15 protein-coding genes, 1 tRNA gene and 1 pseudogene are annotated in these 17571 nt (G+C 58.3%); 11 read left to right on the top strand and 6 right to left on the bottom strand.

What is annotated here, in order from left to right; genetic code table 11:
- Positions 1-576: 576 nt before the first annotated feature.
- The 6 genes and pseudogenes from AACY31_RS25520 to AACY31_RS25540 all read right to left on the bottom strand — a co-directional run bounded on the left by AACY31_RS25520 (position 577) and on the right by AACY31_RS25540 (position 6477).
- The gene (locus tag AACY31_RS25520; protein WP_339477730.1) at positions 577-954 is read right to left on the bottom strand and encodes a cytochrome c; all 378 of its coding nucleotides are present in this window, start codon (positions 952-954) and stop codon (positions 577-579) included.
- 106 nt (positions 955-1060) lie between these two features.
- Positions 1061-1648, bottom strand: a complete 588-nt coding sequence (locus tag AACY31_RS25525; RefSeq protein WP_339477727.1) for a hypothetical protein — start codon at positions 1646-1648, stop codon at positions 1061-1063.
- Positions 1649-1652: 4 nt separating this feature from the next.
- A complete protein-coding gene (locus AACY31_RS25530; protein ID WP_339505279.1) occupies positions 1653-2096 on the bottom strand; it encodes a DUF3592 domain-containing protein in 444 nt (147 codons plus the stop codon).
- Between the two features lie 131 nt (positions 2097-2227).
- Entirely contained in the window at positions 2228-3133 is a 906-nt protein-coding gene (locus AACY31_RS29070; protein WP_445261578.1) for a methyl-accepting chemotaxis protein, read from the bottom strand.
- Positions 3128-4390 (bottom strand): annotated as a pseudogene (locus AACY31_RS29075) (PDC sensor domain-containing protein); the annotation flags it as partial. The gene AACY31_RS29070 and the pseudogene AACY31_RS29075, both read right to left, overlap by 6 nt.
- 869 nt (positions 4391-5259) lie before the next feature.
- The gene (locus tag AACY31_RS25540; protein ID WP_339477721.1) at positions 5260-6477 is read right to left on the bottom strand and encodes an MFS transporter; all 1218 of its coding nucleotides are present in this window, start codon (positions 6475-6477) and stop codon (positions 5260-5262) included.
- Between the two features lie 332 nt (positions 6478-6809).
- Here AACY31_RS25540 and AACY31_RS25545 point away from each other — a divergent pair, with 332 nt between their 5' ends.
- From AACY31_RS25545 to AACY31_RS25595, 11 genes are all read left to right on the top strand, one after another.
- Positions 6810-8867, top strand: coding sequence for a methyl-accepting chemotaxis protein (locus tag AACY31_RS25545; protein ID WP_339505281.1), 2058 nt, complete (start codon positions 6810-6812; stop codon positions 8865-8867).
- Between the two features lie 103 nt (positions 8868-8970).
- Positions 8971-9047, top strand: a tRNA-Met gene (locus tag AACY31_RS25550).
- A gap of 166 nt (positions 9048-9213) precedes the next feature.
- Entirely contained in the window at positions 9214-10455 is a 1242-nt protein-coding gene (locus AACY31_RS25555; RefSeq protein WP_339505282.1) for a tyrosine-type recombinase/integrase, read from the top strand.
- Positions 10456-10701: 246 nt separating this feature from the next.
- A complete protein-coding gene (locus tag AACY31_RS25560; protein ID WP_339505283.1) occupies positions 10702-11640 on the top strand; it encodes a hypothetical protein in 939 nt (312 codons plus the stop codon).
- An 85-nt stretch (positions 11641-11725) separates the two neighbouring features.
- Complete coding sequence (locus AACY31_RS25565; protein ID WP_280944724.1) at positions 11726-11980, top strand: helix-turn-helix transcriptional regulator; 255 nt, start codon at positions 11726-11728, stop codon at positions 11978-11980.
- Positions 11977-12282 carry a hypothetical protein gene (locus AACY31_RS25570; protein ID WP_053191855.1) on the top strand — a complete coding sequence of 102 codons (306 nt, stop codon included), beginning with the start codon at positions 11977-11979 and terminating at the stop codon, positions 12280-12282. The genes AACY31_RS25565 and AACY31_RS25570 overlap by 4 nt, the downstream gene beginning before the upstream one ends.
- Before the next feature lie 534 nt (positions 12283-12816).
- Positions 12817-13107: a hypothetical protein gene (locus tag AACY31_RS25575; protein WP_010457912.1), complete on the top strand. Its 291-nt coding sequence runs from the start codon at positions 12817-12819 to the stop codon at positions 13105-13107.
- Positions 13104-13373 carry a DUF3077 domain-containing protein gene (locus tag AACY31_RS25580; RefSeq protein ID WP_339505285.1) on the top strand — a complete coding sequence of 90 codons (270 nt, stop codon included), beginning with the start codon at positions 13104-13106 and terminating at the stop codon, positions 13371-13373. Before AACY31_RS25575 ends, AACY31_RS25580 begins: the two co-directional genes overlap by 4 nt.
- The gene (locus tag AACY31_RS25585; protein WP_339505286.1) at positions 13370-16264 is read left to right on the top strand and encodes a DUF927 domain-containing protein; all 2895 of its coding nucleotides are present in this window, start codon (positions 13370-13372) and stop codon (positions 16262-16264) included. Before AACY31_RS25580 ends, AACY31_RS25585 begins: the two co-directional genes overlap by 4 nt.
- A gap of 90 nt (positions 16265-16354) precedes the next feature.
- Positions 16355-17197, top strand: a complete 843-nt coding sequence (locus AACY31_RS25590; protein WP_339505287.1) for a chromosome segregation protein SMC — start codon at positions 16355-16357, stop codon at positions 17195-17197.
- A gap of 66 nt (positions 17198-17263) precedes the next feature.
- The gene (locus AACY31_RS25595; protein ID WP_339482733.1) at positions 17264-17452 is read left to right on the top strand and encodes a hypothetical protein; all 189 of its coding nucleotides are present in this window, start codon (positions 17264-17266) and stop codon (positions 17450-17452) included.
- The last annotated feature ends 119 nt before the right edge of the window (positions 17453-17571 follow it).

Below are 17571 nucleotides of genomic sequence, written 5' to 3' on the forward strand. Positions count from 1 at the left end.
CAACCGAAGCATTAGTGGCACTGGCCCGCAAGCTTGCCCGAGTAGTATTCGCCCTGCTGAAGAACCAGAGCGAATACTTACCGAAGGGCATTTAAGGGGTAGCCCTGCACCATAGAATCTCCCACAGTGGTTTAGTGTTGAACATAAATTTTTTGTTCACTGGAGATTGAATGTGGGAGCGAGCTTGCTCGCGATAGCGGTGGTGCAGCTACATAAATGCTGGATGTGCCGCGCTTTTGCTTTGTTTTGCTTTGGCTTTTGATCTCGGGCGCCCCGTTAACCACGCTGGCCGAACGCAGGCATTGCGCAGTGGGCATCCCGGTATGGATGCCGGGATAGCCGCGCTGGGCCATGGATGGCCCTTCGCGGCGGGCCCACGGAGCAATGCCGGAGTGAGGGCACACCGAGCCTAAGCAAGGTGCCGAGTGGTGGGGCAAAAGCGCTTTGGTTACTTTCGACTGGGCCGGCTTCCGGGCTCTTCGAAAGTGACCCGCCGTCAGGGCGGAACCCTAAGCGATCGTTACCGCAGAAACGGATATACCCCCCTCCCAAACCGCTTCTATCGCACTCAAGAGATCATCGGCTCTTTGAAATCACACCCCCCATATACTGATTCAAATCGCGAAAATCCTTAACACTCCAAGGATACGGCGATAGCTTTACACCATTCTCTCGCAAGGTCCTCGGAATCAAATCCCCATTGGGTCGAAGTATTATCGACGACACAATGACACCTGGATAATCACTCAGTCGTTTCTTGAAAACGGCAGTTGTAAGATCAGGTGTAGGAGGATTGCTTTTATGAGCCAACGGCCCTGTTCCCTTGATACCTGCCCCGTGACACATGGCACATCTCTGTAAATAGAGATTTTTACCATTGGCATTATCCGCAAAGGATGGTGCTGCATGAATGAGCGATAAAAAACCTAGCGAAGCAATGACTAATATTTTCATTATGCTTTCGGCACATGCGAGTTTTTATGGGCGCAACTCCCTGCGGGAACACACTCATTCCCACAGATTTTAGATGCTAAGATTCTTATCCGCTCGCACAAGCTGACTAGAACAGATAACCCATGTAGATCGCCGCACCACCACCGGCCTGCACACCCGCATTCACTCCGGCCATGACCACCGCGCCCTTGGCCGAGCGCGCCAGTTGCCGGTTGACCGTGGTCGAGGCGATGATCGAGGTTGCCGGGTTGGAGCTCAGGGCCACCGACAACGCCAGCAACTTGGGATCGAGCCCGAACAGCAGGGCCGTGGCCGAACCGCCGACCACCAGGCCCACACCCACTTCGGTGTACATGCAAGGGCCGGTGATGTCGTCACTGGTCAGGTCACGGTTGGCCATGGCGTCGCTGACAAACACCTTGCCAGTGCTGGGAAAAGCCTCCGCCGCCCCCACTCCGGCTACGCTCTTACCCTTGATCTGGATATTGATCTTGCCGAAGCGCGGCAACCGTGCGCCAAAGCCGATCCCCACGCCGACGCCGCCATAGCGGTAGCTGACGTCTTCGCCTTGGGGTGAGCGCAGGGTAATCGAGCCGCCGCTGCCTGCCACCATGACGACGGTCAGGCCACCGCCGCTGGCGGTCTGGTACTGCCAGCGACTTTCATTGACCGGGAGTGGGATGTTGTAGCTCATACGTTCAAAGTCCTTTATGTGAATGAGCCGCACCGCGGCCGCGTTGGCGGATGGCTTTTAGCAGGCCGACAAGGGTGAACACCAGGCCAATAAAACCCAGCACCCCGGAGGTCCCCCAGAGTGCCGCTGGGGCATCGACGATGGCACTGCCAGCCGGCTGCTCGGGCAGGTAATGCACCCGCACCGGCTGGTCCTTCTGATAACCGAAGATAAAGCCGCCCTGGGGGTAGGAAATCTTTTCGCCGCTGACGGTGGTGAAGGCGATCTCAGGATGCGAACCACCGGCATTCAAGTGGCTGACGATGCCATCGGTGGTCTGTGCCCGGGCAAGGAAGTCGCGTCGGTCGAGAGTGAGATTGACGGCAATGCCCAACAAGCCAATGCCAATCAGGCCAAAAAGCAGGCCCAGCAGTATCGTCCCGATGCGTGACGGGGTGTCGTTAGCCATGGCTTGTCCCGGTATTCGTCCATGAAAGAAGGCGGCGAGGATAACAAAAAGCCTGCTATGTCGTAATACAGTTCATTTGAAGTTTGTGATCGTCGTGGCGAGGGAACCTGCTCCCTCGCCACGAACATCCATTAGCCTCTTTTGATCTTGAAGCGCCCCAACACCCGCTGCATCAGCGATGCACGCTCCGAAAGGTCCTTGGCCGCCACTGCGCACTCTTGCGAGTTCGATTGGTTTTTCTGCGTCACTTCGTCGATCTGCTCAAGTCCGATGCTGGCCTGTTGCAAGCCTGAAGCCTGCTCGCTGGAGGCCTGGTAGATCAGCGAGACCAGGCTGGACACCGCGCCGGTTCCAGTGACGATGTTCTTCAGCGACTCGGCGGTCCGGCCCGCGATGATCATGCCGCGCTGGGTCTTGCTTGAGGAATCGGCGATCAGTGCAGCGGTCTGCTGGGCGGCCTCGGCGCTGCGGGCCGCCAGGCTGCGCACTTCATCGGCCACCACGGCAAAACCGCGCCCAAGCTCACCGGCCCGGGCGGCTTCGATGGCCGCGTTCAAGGCCAGCAGGTTGGTTTGTGCGGCGATGTTGTCGATGGTGGTGATGATCGCAGTGATGTCCTTGCCCGAGTTATCGATTTCGGCCATGGCGGCAATCAGTTCGCACATCAATTTGTCGCTTTCCCCGGCATCGGCTCGCGAGGCCTGGGATTGCTCGTCGGCTTTCTTGGCGTTGGCGGCATTGTCCCGGGTCTGGGCAGCCATTTGCGTCATCACCGCGCTGATTTCGGTGATGGACGAGGCGGAATTGGAGGCCCCGTCGGAGAGTGACTGACTCAAGTCGGTGACCTGCGCCGAGCTGCCGGTGATCTGGGTGGCGCTGATCTGAACCTCGGAAATCAGCTGGTTCAGGTTGCTGACCATCTTCTCCAATGACTTTCCGAGGGTGTCGTGGGGCGAAGACAACCGGACCTCCAGGTCCAGATCACCTTCGGAAATGCGCTCGGCCACCCGCACCTGCCGCTGCAGGCTTTCGGACATGTCGTTGAGGGCGGCAGATAGCTGCCCGACTTCATCCTCGGATTTCTGCACCAGGCGACGAGAGAAATCTCCCAGGCTGATGGTGGCGGCCAAGGCGGCGGCTTCGCGAATCGGCCCAACGATTTTTGCCGCGGCATACCACAGGGCAGCCAGGGCCAACAACGAAATGACCAACCCTACCGACACCTGCCAGATGCTGTTGTTGAGGCTTCGCGCCTGCAGCTCCTGCTCCAGGGCGATGGCCTGGCTCATGACCACTGCCTTGGGCAGGCGAATCAACACCGCCCAGGGTTTGCCCGTGCGACCGAGCGCAATGGGCATCAGCACTTCGATGGTCTGTGTTTGCACATTGAGCAGGCCATCACCCCGACCGCCCTGGATATCACTGAGCACTTTTTCCCAGGAACCAGGCAACAAGGCCTTGATCGGCTGGCCAATCAGGTCGGTCCGCTGGCTGTCCGCGACCACCAAGCCCTGGTTACTCAAAATCGAAACCGTGCCTTTGCCGCCATAGAGATCGGCAGACATTTGCTCGCTGAGCTTCTGGATAAACGCGATATCGAAGTCAGCCCCGACCACACCGTAGAACTTGCCATTGGACACGATAGGCACCGACAAAGTGGTCAGCCAGACGTTTTTCCCCTGGACCACATAAGGAATGGGGTCCAGCACGCTTTCCTTCAGGGAGTCGCGCGGGCCGCTGTACCAGCCGCCCTTGGGCACACCGTTGGGGTGACGGTCCGGAGAGTCATACTCGACCAATGGCTGCACCGCGACATGGCCATCGGCGCTACGCGTCCAGTAAGGCGTGAAGCGCCCGGTCAGCGGGTTATTGCCATCCTCTGCATTGCGGAACGCCGGATCCTGCCCATCCAACGCATTCGGTTCCCAGCAGGAATAGGTGCCGTTGAAGTCGGGGTTATCCTTGAGAACGCTGAGCAAGACGCTGTTGATCTGTTCACGGCCCAATACCAGAGGGCTTTGCGAGGCCTTGCTGGCGGCAAAGGCATTGGCCATCGTGCGAGCCGCATCCAGCGCATTCTGCAACTTGGCCTGGATGGCGTTGGCCCGGGATTCGGCCAGGTTCTGAATTTCCCGGATCGTTGATTTTTCAACCAGGGCGCTGACCTCGGTCGAGACATATTGCTCGTTGGCCCGGGCGCTGAAGAGCCCGTAGACAATCAGGCTGATGGATGAAACAAACAGGCATACGCCTGCCGTGACACAAATGCGTGCCTGCAATGACTTGAACTTCATATCATTCCCCGCCTGATTCTATTTTATGGCCAACCTCAAAGACGGCAGCCTCTAACGTGCACACGACACGGCAATAACAATCGATCACGGCCGCAACGCCGCCCACAAGGCAAACACCTTGGAACAACTTGGCGATACAGCTCTTTATAAGAACTTCAATATGGCAGGCGGTGCGCACAACCCCTGTCCACCCGCAGCGCAGAAGAGGTCATCAAACCAAGAACCGAGGGCCTTATGTCCAGGACAATAAGGGCGATAGCTGGAAAGAATGTGAAAGCCTGCTTTTTCAGTCACCACAGGGGTCACCTTTGAATAATGCTGCAGATTCCTTTCTAACCATTAACCACAACAGCAAGTTAACACGACCAACCTTTATACAAACACCCACTTAAGACTTATACAAACCAGTACTTTAGTCGCGACTACAATGTACTCATCAAGTAGCGATTCAAGCGTCACAATATTTCAACTTGAAACTTAATCCACGTACGGCACAGACCGAAGGACCTCAATACGCTGGCGGCCATCGCGTACTGTACAAATACGTTTCTTTTTGACGAGAGGCTGTTGCCGTCAGGCAAGGCGCCGCGACGAGTCATAGACCGCGATGGCGAGGAGTGGCAACGCAGCATGACGGCAACAGACGCCGTCAGAAAGGAACAGTATTGGTGATACAGGACACTGGGTACGCCGAGCCATCTGGGCATCCGGGTCTACGCCCCCTCGCGCCGCAACGACTTCAAACAGCCCGTTGCTGCTGGCATGCTGGGACTTCGTTTCGGGGCCTGGATGCCTGAATACCCACAACCCCATGTGGGAGCGAGCCCGCTTGCGAAGGCAGTGACTCAGCTACATGAATGCTTCTCACCTCAAGCCTTTCGAGTCCTCGGCAAGAAAATCGCCAACACCCCGAACAACGGCAGGAACGAGCACAACCAGTACACATACACGATGCCACGGATGTCCGCCAGGTGCCCCAGCAGGGCGGCGCCAATCCCGCCGAAACCGAACATCAGCCCGAAGAACACGCCGGCGATCATCCCGACATTGCCCGGTACCAGTTCCTGGGCATACACCACGATGGCCGAGAACGCCGAGGCCAGGATGAAACCGATGACCACGCTGAGGATGCTGGTCCACAACAGGTCGACATGAGGCAGGATCAGGGTGAACGGTGCCACGCCGAGGATCGAGAACCAGATCACCGCCTTGCGCCCTATCCTGTCGCCAATCGGTCCGCCGAAGAAGGTCCCCGCCGCCACTGCCCCGAGAAACAGGAACAGGTGCAACTGCGAAGAGGCCACCGACAGGTCGAACTTTTCGATCAGGTAGAACGTGAAGTAGCTGGTGAAACTGGCCATGTAGAAGTACTTGGAAAACACCAGCAGCCCCAGCACCACCAGCGCACTCAAGACCCGACCTTTGGATAGGCCATGGGTGGCCGCCTGGCCTTGCTTGAGGTTGAACAGGTTCAGGTGGTTGGCGTACCAACGGCTGATGCGGTACAGCACGAACAACGCAAACAGGGCGAATACCCCGAACCAGGCCACATTGCCTTGCCCATAGGGAATGATGATCGCCGCCGCCAGCAGCGGGCCGAAGGCTGAACCGGCGTTACCGCCCACCTGGAACGTCGATTGCGCCAGCCCGTAGCGGCCGCCCGAGGCCAATCGCGCCACCCGCGACGCTTCCGGGTGAAAGGTCGACGAGCCGATGCCGATCAATGCCGCCGCCAACAGGATCAAGGCAAAACTGCCGACCATGGACATCATCACAATGCCGATCAGCGTGCACACCGTCCCGGCCGGCAGCAGCCAGGGCTTGGGATGACGGTCGGTGTGATAACCGACCCAAGGCTGCAACAAAGAGGCGGTCAACTGGAACGTCAGGGTGATCAGGCCAACCTGGGTGAATGTCAGGCCATAGCTGTCCTTGAGCATTGGATAAATCGAGGGCAGCACGGCCTGGATCAAGTCGTTGATCAGGTGCGCCAGCGCCACGGCGCCAATGATCCGCATGACCAACGGGCTGCTTTGCGCAGTGGCGGCAACGACTGGGATCTCGGCCTGGGTATTGCTGATAGCCATGGGAGTTTCCATAAGACAGAGGGTGCACACAGGCAGGTGCGTCAATGTGCCATTTTTCGGTGCGGCACGGCTATTCCCTTAGCTAGCTATCGACCTCGAAAAATTGTCGAAATCCAAGGTGATAGCGCAACGCCATGGTCTGAATCTTGCCTTGTTAATGGCCTACAACGCGGCTCCTTACGAAGGGGACCGAGAATGGGAAGTTTCGCTACAGAGCAGGCCTACCGAGCCGATTTGGACAAACTTTCGAGGCCTTTTAAAAGGGCACCTGTTTCGGCACTTGTGTAGAAAACGCACAAAAATAGTGCAAGGGTGCTCAGGGGAGTATGGGCATGCAGGCTTTTTTATCACCGGGAATCAGGTTGTTGGGGCGTTTCGGCTTCGCCCGCAAATTCCAATTGCTGTTCCTGCTTTTTATCCTGCCGCTCATGGGCAGCCTGTGGCTCATCGGCCAGGACTATCGCGACAAACTCAGCCTGATTTCCGGGGAACGCGCTGGGGTGCGCCAATTGCTGGCCCTGGATAACCTGGACAATCTGCTCACCGCCCAGCGCAACCGCGCCGCCCGCTGGCGTGCCACCGAAACCAATCGGCAGCCGACACCCGCGACGCTGGCCGCCATGGCAACGTACGACGCAGTGCAACCGGCCCTCACCCAGGCCGCCAGTGACCTAGGCAACACCCTGCAAACCGAAGGGGCCGAAGCCGATACCCTCACCCGCTATCAAGCCCTGCAAACCAGCCTCAACGGTCTGGATTCGAAAAGCCTTGGCAGCGTGGGCTGGTGGCCGGATGGCTACGACCGCTTCACCGCCGCCCTCAGCGCCCTGCAAGCCTTGCGCGAGCAGATGGTCATGGACAACCGCCTGACCCTCGCCTCCTGGCTAGAGACGTATTTGCTGACGCAGATTTCCACCCAGCAGACGCCAGACCTGATCGAACGGGTCGGGCGCCTGGCCAGCGTTGGACAGGCTTCCGTGGTATCAGGCCAATTCACGTTGCAGAGTCGCCTGCAACTGCGAGACCTGCGCAGCCGAATCGGTGACGCCCGGGACCAACTGGTCAAGACCGGAGCGCTGCTGGAAACCCGCCTGCCCAGCGATCTGCAAACCTGGGCCGGACAATACCAGGGCAGCCTCAAGCACTTGGATGCTGGCCTGAAAGTGTTGGATGACGGCGTGTTCGGCGGTTCCATCAACCTCAAGCCCGAAGACTTCGAGAAACACATCGACGCCCTCCTCGCCGACCTGGCGACCCTGCGGCAACAGTCACTGGTGGCACTGGATACGCGGCTGGACCACTACCACGGTTCGGCGATTCGCCAGTTCACCCTGGTAGCGGCGGTACTGGGCTGCCTGCTGCTGGCGGCGCTGTATCTTTTTGTTTGCCTGCAAGCGTCGATCCGGCGCAGCGCCAGCGGTATCACCCTGCTGGCCGAAGCCCTGCGCGACGGCAATCTCAGCCTGCAAGTGCCGGTGCAAGGGCGCGATGAACTGGCGGCCATCAGCACCGCCCTCAACGTCGCCGTGGTGCAGTTGCGCAACAGCTTGCTGGGGGTGGACCACGAGACATTGCAGCTGAGCAATGCCGTGCGCACCCTCAATACCCACTCCAGCGGCGCTCTGGGAGAAGTCGAGGCCCAGCAGATACAGATCAGCCAGATCGCTGCCGCCGCAACGCAACTGGCCGCCACGTCCCAGGGTGTGGCGAAGAGTTGTGAACAGGCCTCCGATAGCGCCCAGCAGACCCGCCGCATCGCCACCGACAGCAGCCGCGATAGCCAACGCACCACGGCAAGCATCCAGCAGCTTAACCAGCGTCTCAACGAAACCGCCGCCGCATTGGGGCGAGTCAGCGAACAGGGGCAACAGATCCAACTGGTGGTCGATACCATTCGTGGCGTGGCCGAGCAGACCAATCTTCTGGCCCTCAATGCCGCCATCGAAGCCGCTCGCGCCGGGGAACAGGGCCGTGGTTTCGCGGTGGTGGCCGACGAGGTGCGCAGCCTGTCGCAACGCACCCAATCCTCTACGCAACAGATTGCCGCCACCGTCGACAGCCTGCGCGCCACGGTCAACGAAGCTGTCAGCCTGATGGAAGCTGCCTGCGGCCAGGCCCAGACCGACGCCCAAGCAGTCACCGGCCTTGGCGAACGGCTGGGTGAAATTGCCAGCGCGGTGCAAAGCGTCACCGACACCCTGGCGCAAATCGCCACCGCCGTGGATGAACAAGCCAGCACCGCCGACGAGGTCAGCGGCAATATCCAGCAGGTCGACCAGGCAGCGATGCGCTTGCTTGAAGGCGCGAGGGCCGTGAACGTGGCGGCGGATACCCTGAGCCAGGGAAGCCAGGCCTTGAGTGCCAATACGGGGAGATTTCAGCTCGGTTGATAGCGATTTACAGCGAGGATTGTTAAGCGGTTGAAAGCGCAGAGAAATATTTCAGATTTACGCTTGACACATCTTCGTTACCGGCGAATAATGCGCGCCACTTGGCTACATAGCTCAGTTGGTTAGAGCATAGCATTCATAATGCTGGGGTCCGGGGTTCAAGTCCCTGTGTAGCCACCAAGTACCGATCCATAGATGTCTACAGCAGTCTATGAATCACCTCAAGAAGCCCGCCTAGTGCGGGCTTTCTTGTTTCTGGCTGTCCACCTCTATCTACCCCTATCCTTCCCCACCGTGTATGCCCACGTGTATGCTTCAGAACTAATTGAACTGGAGGCATACACGGATGAAACGCGCCGATATCAAGCGACGCCCTCTCGCTGATACAACACTTTCCAGCCTGGAGCCTGAGGCCGGGGCATACCGCGAACTAGACAGCCCTGGGCTGTATTTCAGGGTCAAACCAAACGGCCAGAAATCTTGGGAATTACGCTACAAGAAACCGGACGGCAAATGGTCTTGGCTAGGTCTCGGCGGCTATCCAGAAGTAAGCGGCGCCTTCGCTCGGCAGAAAGCGGCAGAGCTGCGAGCTGACGCCTCAGAGGGCAAGAACCCAATCATCTCCAAGAAGGCTCGTCAGGCGGCTGACATTGACGCAGCCAATGACACCTTCGAATCGCTAGCCAGGGAATGGCATACGTCTCGCCTCAGCGGCTGGGATGCTGGGACTGCCAAAAGGATACTCGGCGCACTCGAACGCCACGTGTTCCCCTCGCTCGGTAAACGTCCCTATACCTCGATCATGTCTATGGAGTGGATGGAGCTATTGAGAGGACTTGAGCGCCAGGGGATTTTGGAACAGATGAGTCGCGTGAGGGCTTACTGCAAAGATATCTATGACTTAGCTCGCGTAACTGGCAGAGCCGTTAACAATCCCTTGGAGGGCGTGCATAAGTTTCTGTCATCGGGAAAGGCAGAGAACTACGCTCATGTCTCACCTGACGAGCTTCCTCAGTTACTCAGAGCGATACGTTCCTATCCGCATGCCAAAGATGTTCAGCTTGGCCTGCGGCTGTTGACCCTGATGGCAGTCCGTCCCAGCGAACTTCGCGAAGCTCATTGGTTGGAGTTCGACTTCGACAAAAAACTGTGGACAGTGCCTGTCGAACGTAAGGGACGTAAAAAAGGCCGCGAACATCTGGTGCCGCTATGCACTCAAGCCGTAGATGCTCTATTGGAGCTTCGGCAACTTACCGGTGCATACCCTCTCCTGTTTCCAGGTAGAAGCGACCGCACCAAACCCCGAAGCGACACCGTGTTTCTCATGGCACTCAGGCGTCTTGGTTACGAAGGCCGCCAGACCGGTCATGGCTTCCGCCACATCGCCAGCACCATCCTCAATGAGCATGGTTACCCCGCTGACCATATCGAGGCCCAACTCAGTCACAAGGCACAGGGTGTCCGAGGCATTTACAACAAAGCTCAGTACCTCGAGCAACGCGTGAAAATGATGCAGTGGTATGCAGATCACCTTGATGCCCTAGAGATAGGCAATGTCGTGCAAGGCCAATTTGGAAAGGCTGTATGAGTACGAATACCCAGCCCACCTCTAAAACCGGTGTAACGCGTGTGACACGTGTAACGGACGACACCAACCAATTGAATTTATTGTGTTTTTTTCGAGTTACACCGCGACCACCTCAACGATACACCGAGTGTAACGACACCAAGTCGTGTAACGAAAATCCGCCTCGCTCAGCCCTGCGGGCGGTGCCGTTTTCATATGCGCATCGCTGCAACTGCCTCCCAGCTCCGGGGCGACGGGGTGCCCAACATGCACATTGAATCAAGCACTGGAATAGAGGAGCTGGAAATTGCAGGGATCGATGTAAAGTGCTTAATCCAGGACATGGACGACGTCGAACGTGCCGTTCGCGAATTGGCTCTCTATCGCCAGTTCAGCGAGCACTTCCGACAAGCATTCGACCTTATCGACGACGCTACTTCATTCTGGCTTGAGGATGGCTCCTATGCGCTGTGTGCTGAGCCAGTCACAACAACGATCTTTGAGCTACGTGACGTCATCGATGACCATGCAAGCTTCGCGGGAGCAGCCTCACTGCCAAATGTCATTCGACATCTCCCTGGCTTCAACCATCAAGCTACAGACTCGCAACTGGCAGCGGCCTTTGCTCTCGTGCTTGGCACCGAAGCTGTAGAGGTACTCGGAAACTGGTTGTTTGAACTTGAACTTGCGACCTACGACATCGATGCAGAACTGCTAGAGCAGCTGAGAAATGACTCGCCCCCCCAATATCTAGACCTGGTCGAAAAAGAACGATACCGCCGCAGTGGAACCGAAATCAAAGCGCGAGAGCGATTCGCTGAATTGCTGGGTGAAGCCAAACAGACCCTATCGATGGCAGTACTGTATAGGCAAGCGGAAAACATCGACGTATTCAAGACTGGCTTCAACGCATCCAGCCTGATGCACCGAATGCTCGACGAGGCTTTCTCGGCAAAGGCATCAAAGCGAGGTCATGAGGCCGGTAAGGGAAACCGAGACCCTGACTCAAAAATACAATCGGACACGATGTATAGGCGCGCAAATATCAAGGCAGCAGCCGAAAAAATCATTAATGGCCGCTTGATTGAAAAGCGCAGTCTGAGCGATGCAGAGCTAACCAATCTGCTTTTCGACCAGAACGTTCATGGAACCAAAAAAACCATCAGAGACCATCTGACCATTCTGGGTCTAAGACCCCTCAAGTGAAAAAAAGGGGAGCGGACACTGTCCGTTCCCCCTCCCCTACGTAGCGTATGGCCTGTTGTCTCATTTCACTCAGGTTAAGCTCGCTATGAATACCGCATCAAAAACCATCGCTTCTCATGACCCAGCATCGATTCTCATCAGAATGCCAGAGGTCATTTCAATCGTAGGGCTCGCACGCCCGACCATCTACAAGCTCATGCGCCAACCGGACAGTGGATTCCCAATGCCGGTGAAGCTCAGCAACAGCAACGCCCGAAGCGCTCCGGTTGCATGGGTTTTGGCAGAAGTTCAAGCATGGACACGAGCACGCATCGCTGCCCGTGATCAGGTGGCCGCATGAGCCGCAAGATCGCCAACAAAGCCCTGATGTACCCGTTTTCCATTCTTCGCCAGATCGGCTTTTCGCCTCGCCTCATGCAACGCCTGGAGCGCTACCGCAGCCAGCAGGACAAACAAGGTCGTGTGGTCAGCGTGCTCAGTTGGGCCGACGGCACCTGGTGTGCGCTCTCCCTCCACTGCGAGAAGACCGGGGCGGTGATTGTCGACGAGGGCCAGCAAGCAGAAGCCTATGAGGATGCCCGCTCGATGCTCCAAGGCGGCTTCCTGCCCCTGCTTTCCCTACGCTTCGACTTTCATGCCTGAAACGAAAACGCCTCCGGGGGCGATCCGGAGGCGTTGAGGTAAATCTACATGCCCGAACAATTTATGCCACACCCGAAAAATCCGCAAGACACCCCCATGGTTGCACTTTCGAAAAACGGACGTTACTCTCTGGGCGTCGCTGCAAAATCAGCGACCGGACTTGGCCGTCCGAATTGCAAAAGGCGCACAAGCGCCCTCCATCCGATAGCAGGCGCTTTTTTTGTGCCCGTCGTATCGTGTTATGGCGGCTGTGCGTGGGACACCTTCGGGTGTGCCGGGTCCCTTTTGCCCCGGTCGGCCAACCCGCGTACAGCTGTCACCTTTCCTTGCTTGGCCGCAAGCGGTGGCAGCTCCTCAGCAAAAGGAGCCTTCACAAATGCACCACGCCCTCAATCCGTCCAAAATTCGCGCCGCTGCACACCGTGCAATGGCTCTCGCCGCTCTTCACGCCAACTCCAGCCTCGCTACTCGTCTTGCCCGCTACAACGCCCATATGGTCAAAGCTCGCGCTCTCGAAGCCGCAGGCGGTGCCCAATGAACTCCTCCCTCAGCTTCGCCTTGCCTGAAGACCTGCTCTGCGTCAGCAAAGACATCGAAAAGGGTGTCCCGGTTGATGCAATCACCTGCGCTATCAACCGCGCAGAGTCCGTACTGATGTTGCTTGAGGACCATTTCGAAAGCGAAAGCGACAGACCACGCCTAGCCAATCACGTCCTGGCCGCTGTTATTTGGGATGTCCGGGGCACCCTGGGACTGATCAAAACCCTGACCCTGCACGGTGACACCACGTCTGTTCCGATGGATCAGAAAGGCGGTGCCGTATGAGCGCTCACACCACACTAGGCCGAGCGTCGTTTTTCAATAAAACCTCCGGCAAGGGCTTGTTTCGGGTGAATGCGGGCATTCCTATTGAGGGCGCGCTCGAAACGGTTTCGCTCCTTCAGCACTACGCCAATCAACTCTCCCTTGATGCCGCCATGAGCGATAAAGGCGAACGCTATAGCTGGTGCGCGCTTTACCTCGGCGAAATGGCAAAAGCTCTGATCGATGACGTGAACGATGCCATGTTTATGCCGGGGGCCGATAAATGACCCAGCGCATGAACACCCCAACAAAACGCCCCAGCTTCGCCGACGTGAAAAGCGCCGCACTCAAGGACATTGATCGCGTGCTGTCTCACTGGCTGCCCAACGGCAAACGGGTCGATGGCGGCAAGGAATACACCGCCCCCAATCCGACGCGTACGGACAAACGTGCCGGGTCGCTCAAGGTCAACTTGAACAAAGGCACCTGGGCAGACTTTGCCACCGGTGACAAAGGCGGCGACCTGATCGACCTGGTGCGATACCTCGACGGCGGCACGGACGTGGAAGCCTGCAACAAGCTGGCGGACCTGCTGCACGTATCGGCAGGCGCCGCACGGTCCAAGCCAACAACGAGTAAAAGCAAAGCACCGGAATGGATTGCCATTCAGCCGATCCCGGTCGAGGCCATGAACAAGTGCCCCGCCAAGCACCGGCAACACGGCGCGCCCTCCAAGGTATGGATCTATCGCGATGCCCAAGGCCAGCCCCTCATGGCGCTTTATCGCTTCGACCTTGGGCCGGACGAAGACGGCAAGCCAAGGAAAGTCTTTGCACCGTTGACCTGGTGCCAACGCGCCGACGGCCAAACCACTCAATGGCGTTGGCAAGGTCTGCCCGATCCGCGCCCTCTTCTGCACCTGGACGAATTGTCGCAACGGCTCGATGCGCCGGTCGTACTGTGCGAAGGCGAGAAAGCCGCCGACGCTGCCGCCAAGCTGATGCAGGGCTACGTGGCGACCTGCTGGCCGAACGGTTCCAACTCTTGGCACAAGGCCGACCTGACACCGCTCAAAGGGCGGGCGGTCTTGTTGTGGCCGGACAATGACTCCAGCGGTCAGAGCTGCATGGAGGCCGTCGCGGAAAAGCTGCGTGACATCGGCGCCGCCTCAGTGCAAGCAATCGCCCTGGACGTCTTCAAACGCAAGCCCACGCTCAAGAATGGCAAACCGACCTTTGCCAAAGGTGGTCAATGGGACGATGGCGATGATGCAGCCGACGCACTCGCCAAGGGCTGGACATCGGCCCACCTCGCAGAGCTGGAGCGCACTGGCGAGCTGCTCGGCTCGGCACCTACCCCCGCTCCGGCCGGAGAAGTCGAAACAAAGGCGCAGCCCAAAACCAAGCGGCCCACCAAATCAAAAAATGACCTGCTGCCCGGTGGTTTTCGCCTGACGCCAGAAGGCGTGTTTTATTCTGGCGACGACGGCGAAGCACGGCCTGTGTGCTCGCCTCTGGAAATCCTTGCACGTACCCGTGACGACAAGGGGCATAACTGGGGCTTGCTGGTCGAGTTCGACGACCCGGACGGCCAGAAAAAACGCTGGAACATTCCAGCCCGCACCATGACCGGCGACTTTGGCAAGGATGTACTTGGCCCCCTTGTGGACATGGGTCTACGTCTAGCGGGCAGCCGCTCAGGACGCAACGCACGCAACGACCTGCAAAGCTATTTGCAGGGCTTTGACAGCGCGCAACGGGCTCGTCTGGTCACTCGGCTGGGCTGGCATGGGAATGCCTTCCTGTTGCCCGAACGGCAGATCGGTTCGCATGACGAACACCTGCACTTCTATGAGGCTGGGGCACAACTCCCACCGATCAGCGAGTCCGGCACACTGGACCAATGGCAAGAGCAAATCGGCGCACTGTGCATTGGTAACCATCGTCTAGCGTTCGTCGTCAGCGTGGCCTTTGCGGGACCGCTGTTGAATATGCTCGGTCACGAATCAGGCGGGTTTCACCTCTATGGCGACAGCTCCGGTGGCAAGACCACCCACCTGCAAGTGGCCGCCTCGATCTATGGCGGGCCGCGTGTAGTGCGTTCCTGGCGCTCGACAGATAACGCCCTGGAATCCATCGCCGCCGCGCACTCGGACGGGCTCCTGGTGCTCGATGAAATCGGCATGTGTGACCCGCGCATTATCGGTGAAACGGTGTACATGCTGGGCAACGGCACCGGCAAAGCTCGCGCCAATGATCGAGGACAAGCGGGCCGACAGGTGCAGGAGTGGCGCCTACTATTTCTCTCGACCGGCGAGAAGACTTTGGCGCAGCACATGGCCGAAGCCAACAAGGAGCTGAAAGCCGGTATGGAAGTTCGCATGCTGGCCGTGCCAGCGGATGCCAGTAAAGGCCTCGGCATGTTCGATGTATTGAGTGGCTTCGACGACGCAGCGGCCCTTTCTGACGCGCTGAAGGCTCGGGTAGCCAAATACTACGGCACGCCCCTCACCGCGTTCCTGGCGGCCCTTTGCGAGCCCGGCAAGATGCACGGATGGTCAACCATCCTCCGCCGGACTCTGGAAGCGTTCGTCGCCAAAGCCCTCCCCGCCTCAGCCAGCGGGCAGGCACACCGAGCCGCTGCACGCTTTGGCTTGGCCGCAGCAGCCGGAGAGCTGGCCACCGCGCTCGGCATCACCGGCTGGCCCGACGGGACCGCGACCACAGCGGCACGCGTGTGCCTGAGCGCGTGGCTGAATGAGCGTGGCGGCGCGGGAAACCTTGAAGGCGATGCGATCTTGGCCCGCTTGCGCCAGATCATCGAGCGCTTTGGCGAAAGCCGCTTCACCCGCTGGGAAACCGCCGCCGCGAAGATCGATGAGCATGGGCCCCGCACCATCGACCGTCTGGGCTTTCGCAAGACGCTAGAGCACGGCATGGGCGACACCATGCACACCACCCACACCTACTACGTACTACCCGAGGCATGGCGATCCGAGATATTTCGGGGCATGAACATCAACGCCGTGAACAAGGAGTTGCTGCACCGGGGTGTGCTGGAACCTGGTAGCGACGGCAAGGCATCGAGTTTGGTCCGGTTGCCCGGTCTAGGCCCGCAACGCTGCTACATCGTGAAGACGATACCGGGAACGGATGAGAGCGAGGCTCGGGCTGCCTGACGGCATCCCTCTAATCGAGGTAGCGCCGGCTGATTCCCGGCCTCGCCAGCCGCTCAACCCAACCCAATCGAATTACACAGAGACGAAACAATGAACGACATCCAAAAACTGAAAGACCGCCGTGAACAACTGACTTCCGAAATGGAACGCCTGCGAGCCGAACTCTTGCACTATGAGACCGCTCTAGCCACCCCCGAGTCTATCCAGCGAGGCCGGGAGCGGGACGTGCAGGATCAGTACGCCGACCGGAAAAGAAAATGTGATTCACTGGACTTTGAAATTGATCGGTTGAGTCAAAAAATTGTTCGACGCGAAAACATCGCCAATCACGAAACCCTGATGGCGGGCTACCGCGACGCCATGGCGACGTGGAAAGCCGACGAGCACGAGCTCAACGAAAAGCGGCAGAGTGTCAGCACCCGCCTGAATGAAATCCGTCAGCAAGCCACAGACGAAATGGCGAAGGCACGTCAGGCCGAGACAGAAGCGGCGACTGCCTACGCTCAGGCTGTCGCGTGGGGCGACACCGATGGCGAGAAGACCGCTAACGCTGATGCTCAAAAAGCCGCCAAAAACCTCGCGACGGTAGCCGAACAAAACCGCCGTCAGCAACTGATGATCAGCGCTCTGGAACAAGAGCTGACCACCATCGATCAGCACATCTCTGAAGCGCAGCAAGAACATCAAAAAATTGAGAACAAGGCGCTGCACCTCGCGAACGCGGTGCTCGAAGAGAAGTGGAATGAGGCCGCTCAGGCATTGCTCGATGTAGGCGGGCAACTCTGTGCGGCGCGTCGAATGATCGACCGAGATCCTGTTGCGCTGCTCAAGCTCAACGTTCCAGAGCAAGGCGAGAACTTCAGCAGTTGGGCCTGGAGTGACCTGTCGGAGCGCTCAGTGCGGTACAAGGTGCAAGACGTGCTGGCTTTGTAACGACCTGCCCCACCTGAAACAGCCTACGCGTGTGGGCTGTTTAAACACTGCCCAAGGATCAGCACTATGAACACTGCCACGCAGAACAGCCCCAGTCGTACCGAAACGCTGAAGGCAAGGAAAGCCCATCTGAGCGCCCTGCTAAAGATCATGGGCTCTCGCTGGGGGAAAAGCACAGCAATGCAAAGCCTCACCGCCAATGCGATCAAAGCGGAACTGAGCCTCATCGATCAGCAATTGAAGCGCCGGAGTTAATGTACGTGGAAGCCTATCCGGCTTCCGCTGCCTGCTCTATAGGTAATTGGTTGAGCCGACAGGTCTAACTGTTCAGTCCCACCCGCACATTGATTTAAACGGCAGCTTTCGGCCGAGGT

The organism is Pseudomonas sp. RL_105y_Pfl2_101 (assembly GCF_963970585.1).
GTDB lineage: Bacteria > Pseudomonadota > Gammaproteobacteria > Pseudomonadales > Pseudomonadaceae > Aquipseudomonas.

Coding starts and splice junctions, on each gene's coding strand:
- AACY31_RS25520 (WP_339477730.1), bottom strand. CDS start 954: ATGAAAATATTAGTCATTGCTTCGCTAGGTTTTTTATCGCTCATTCAT.
- AACY31_RS25525 (WP_339477727.1), bottom strand. CDS start 1,648: ATGAGCTACAACATCCCACTCCCGGTCAATGAAAGTCGCTGGCAGTAC.
- AACY31_RS25530 (WP_339505279.1), bottom strand. CDS start 2,096: ATGGCTAACGACACCCCGTCACGCATCGGGACGATACTGCTGGGCCTG.
- AACY31_RS29070 (WP_445261578.1), bottom strand. CDS start 3,133: ATGTCCGAAAGCCTGCAGCGGCAGGTGCGGGTGGCCGAGCGCATTTCC.
- AACY31_RS25540 (WP_339477721.1), bottom strand. CDS start 6,477: ATGGCTATCAGCAATACCCAGGCCGAGATCCCAGTCGTTGCCGCCACT.
- AACY31_RS25545 (WP_339505281.1), top strand. CDS start 6,810: ATGCAGGCTTTTTTATCACCGGGAATCAGGTTGTTGGGGCGTTTCGGC.
- AACY31_RS25555 (WP_339505282.1), top strand. CDS start 9,214: ATGAAACGCGCCGATATCAAGCGACGCCCTCTCGCTGATACAACACTT.
- AACY31_RS25560 (WP_339505283.1), top strand. CDS start 10,702: ATGCACATTGAATCAAGCACTGGAATAGAGGAGCTGGAAATTGCAGGG.
- AACY31_RS25565 (WP_280944724.1), top strand. CDS start 11,726: ATGAATACCGCATCAAAAACCATCGCTTCTCATGACCCAGCATCGATT.
- AACY31_RS25570 (WP_053191855.1), top strand. CDS start 11,977: ATGAGCCGCAAGATCGCCAACAAAGCCCTGATGTACCCGTTTTCCATT.
- AACY31_RS25575 (WP_010457912.1), top strand. CDS start 12,817: ATGAACTCCTCCCTCAGCTTCGCCTTGCCTGAAGACCTGCTCTGCGTC.
- AACY31_RS25580 (WP_339505285.1), top strand. CDS start 13,104: ATGAGCGCTCACACCACACTAGGCCGAGCGTCGTTTTTCAATAAAACC.
- AACY31_RS25585 (WP_339505286.1), top strand. CDS start 13,370: ATGACCCAGCGCATGAACACCCCAACAAAACGCCCCAGCTTCGCCGAC.
- AACY31_RS25590 (WP_339505287.1), top strand. CDS start 16,355: ATGAACGACATCCAAAAACTGAAAGACCGCCGTGAACAACTGACTTCC.
- AACY31_RS25595 (WP_339482733.1), top strand. CDS start 17,264: ATGAACACTGCCACGCAGAACAGCCCCAGTCGTACCGAAACGCTGAAG.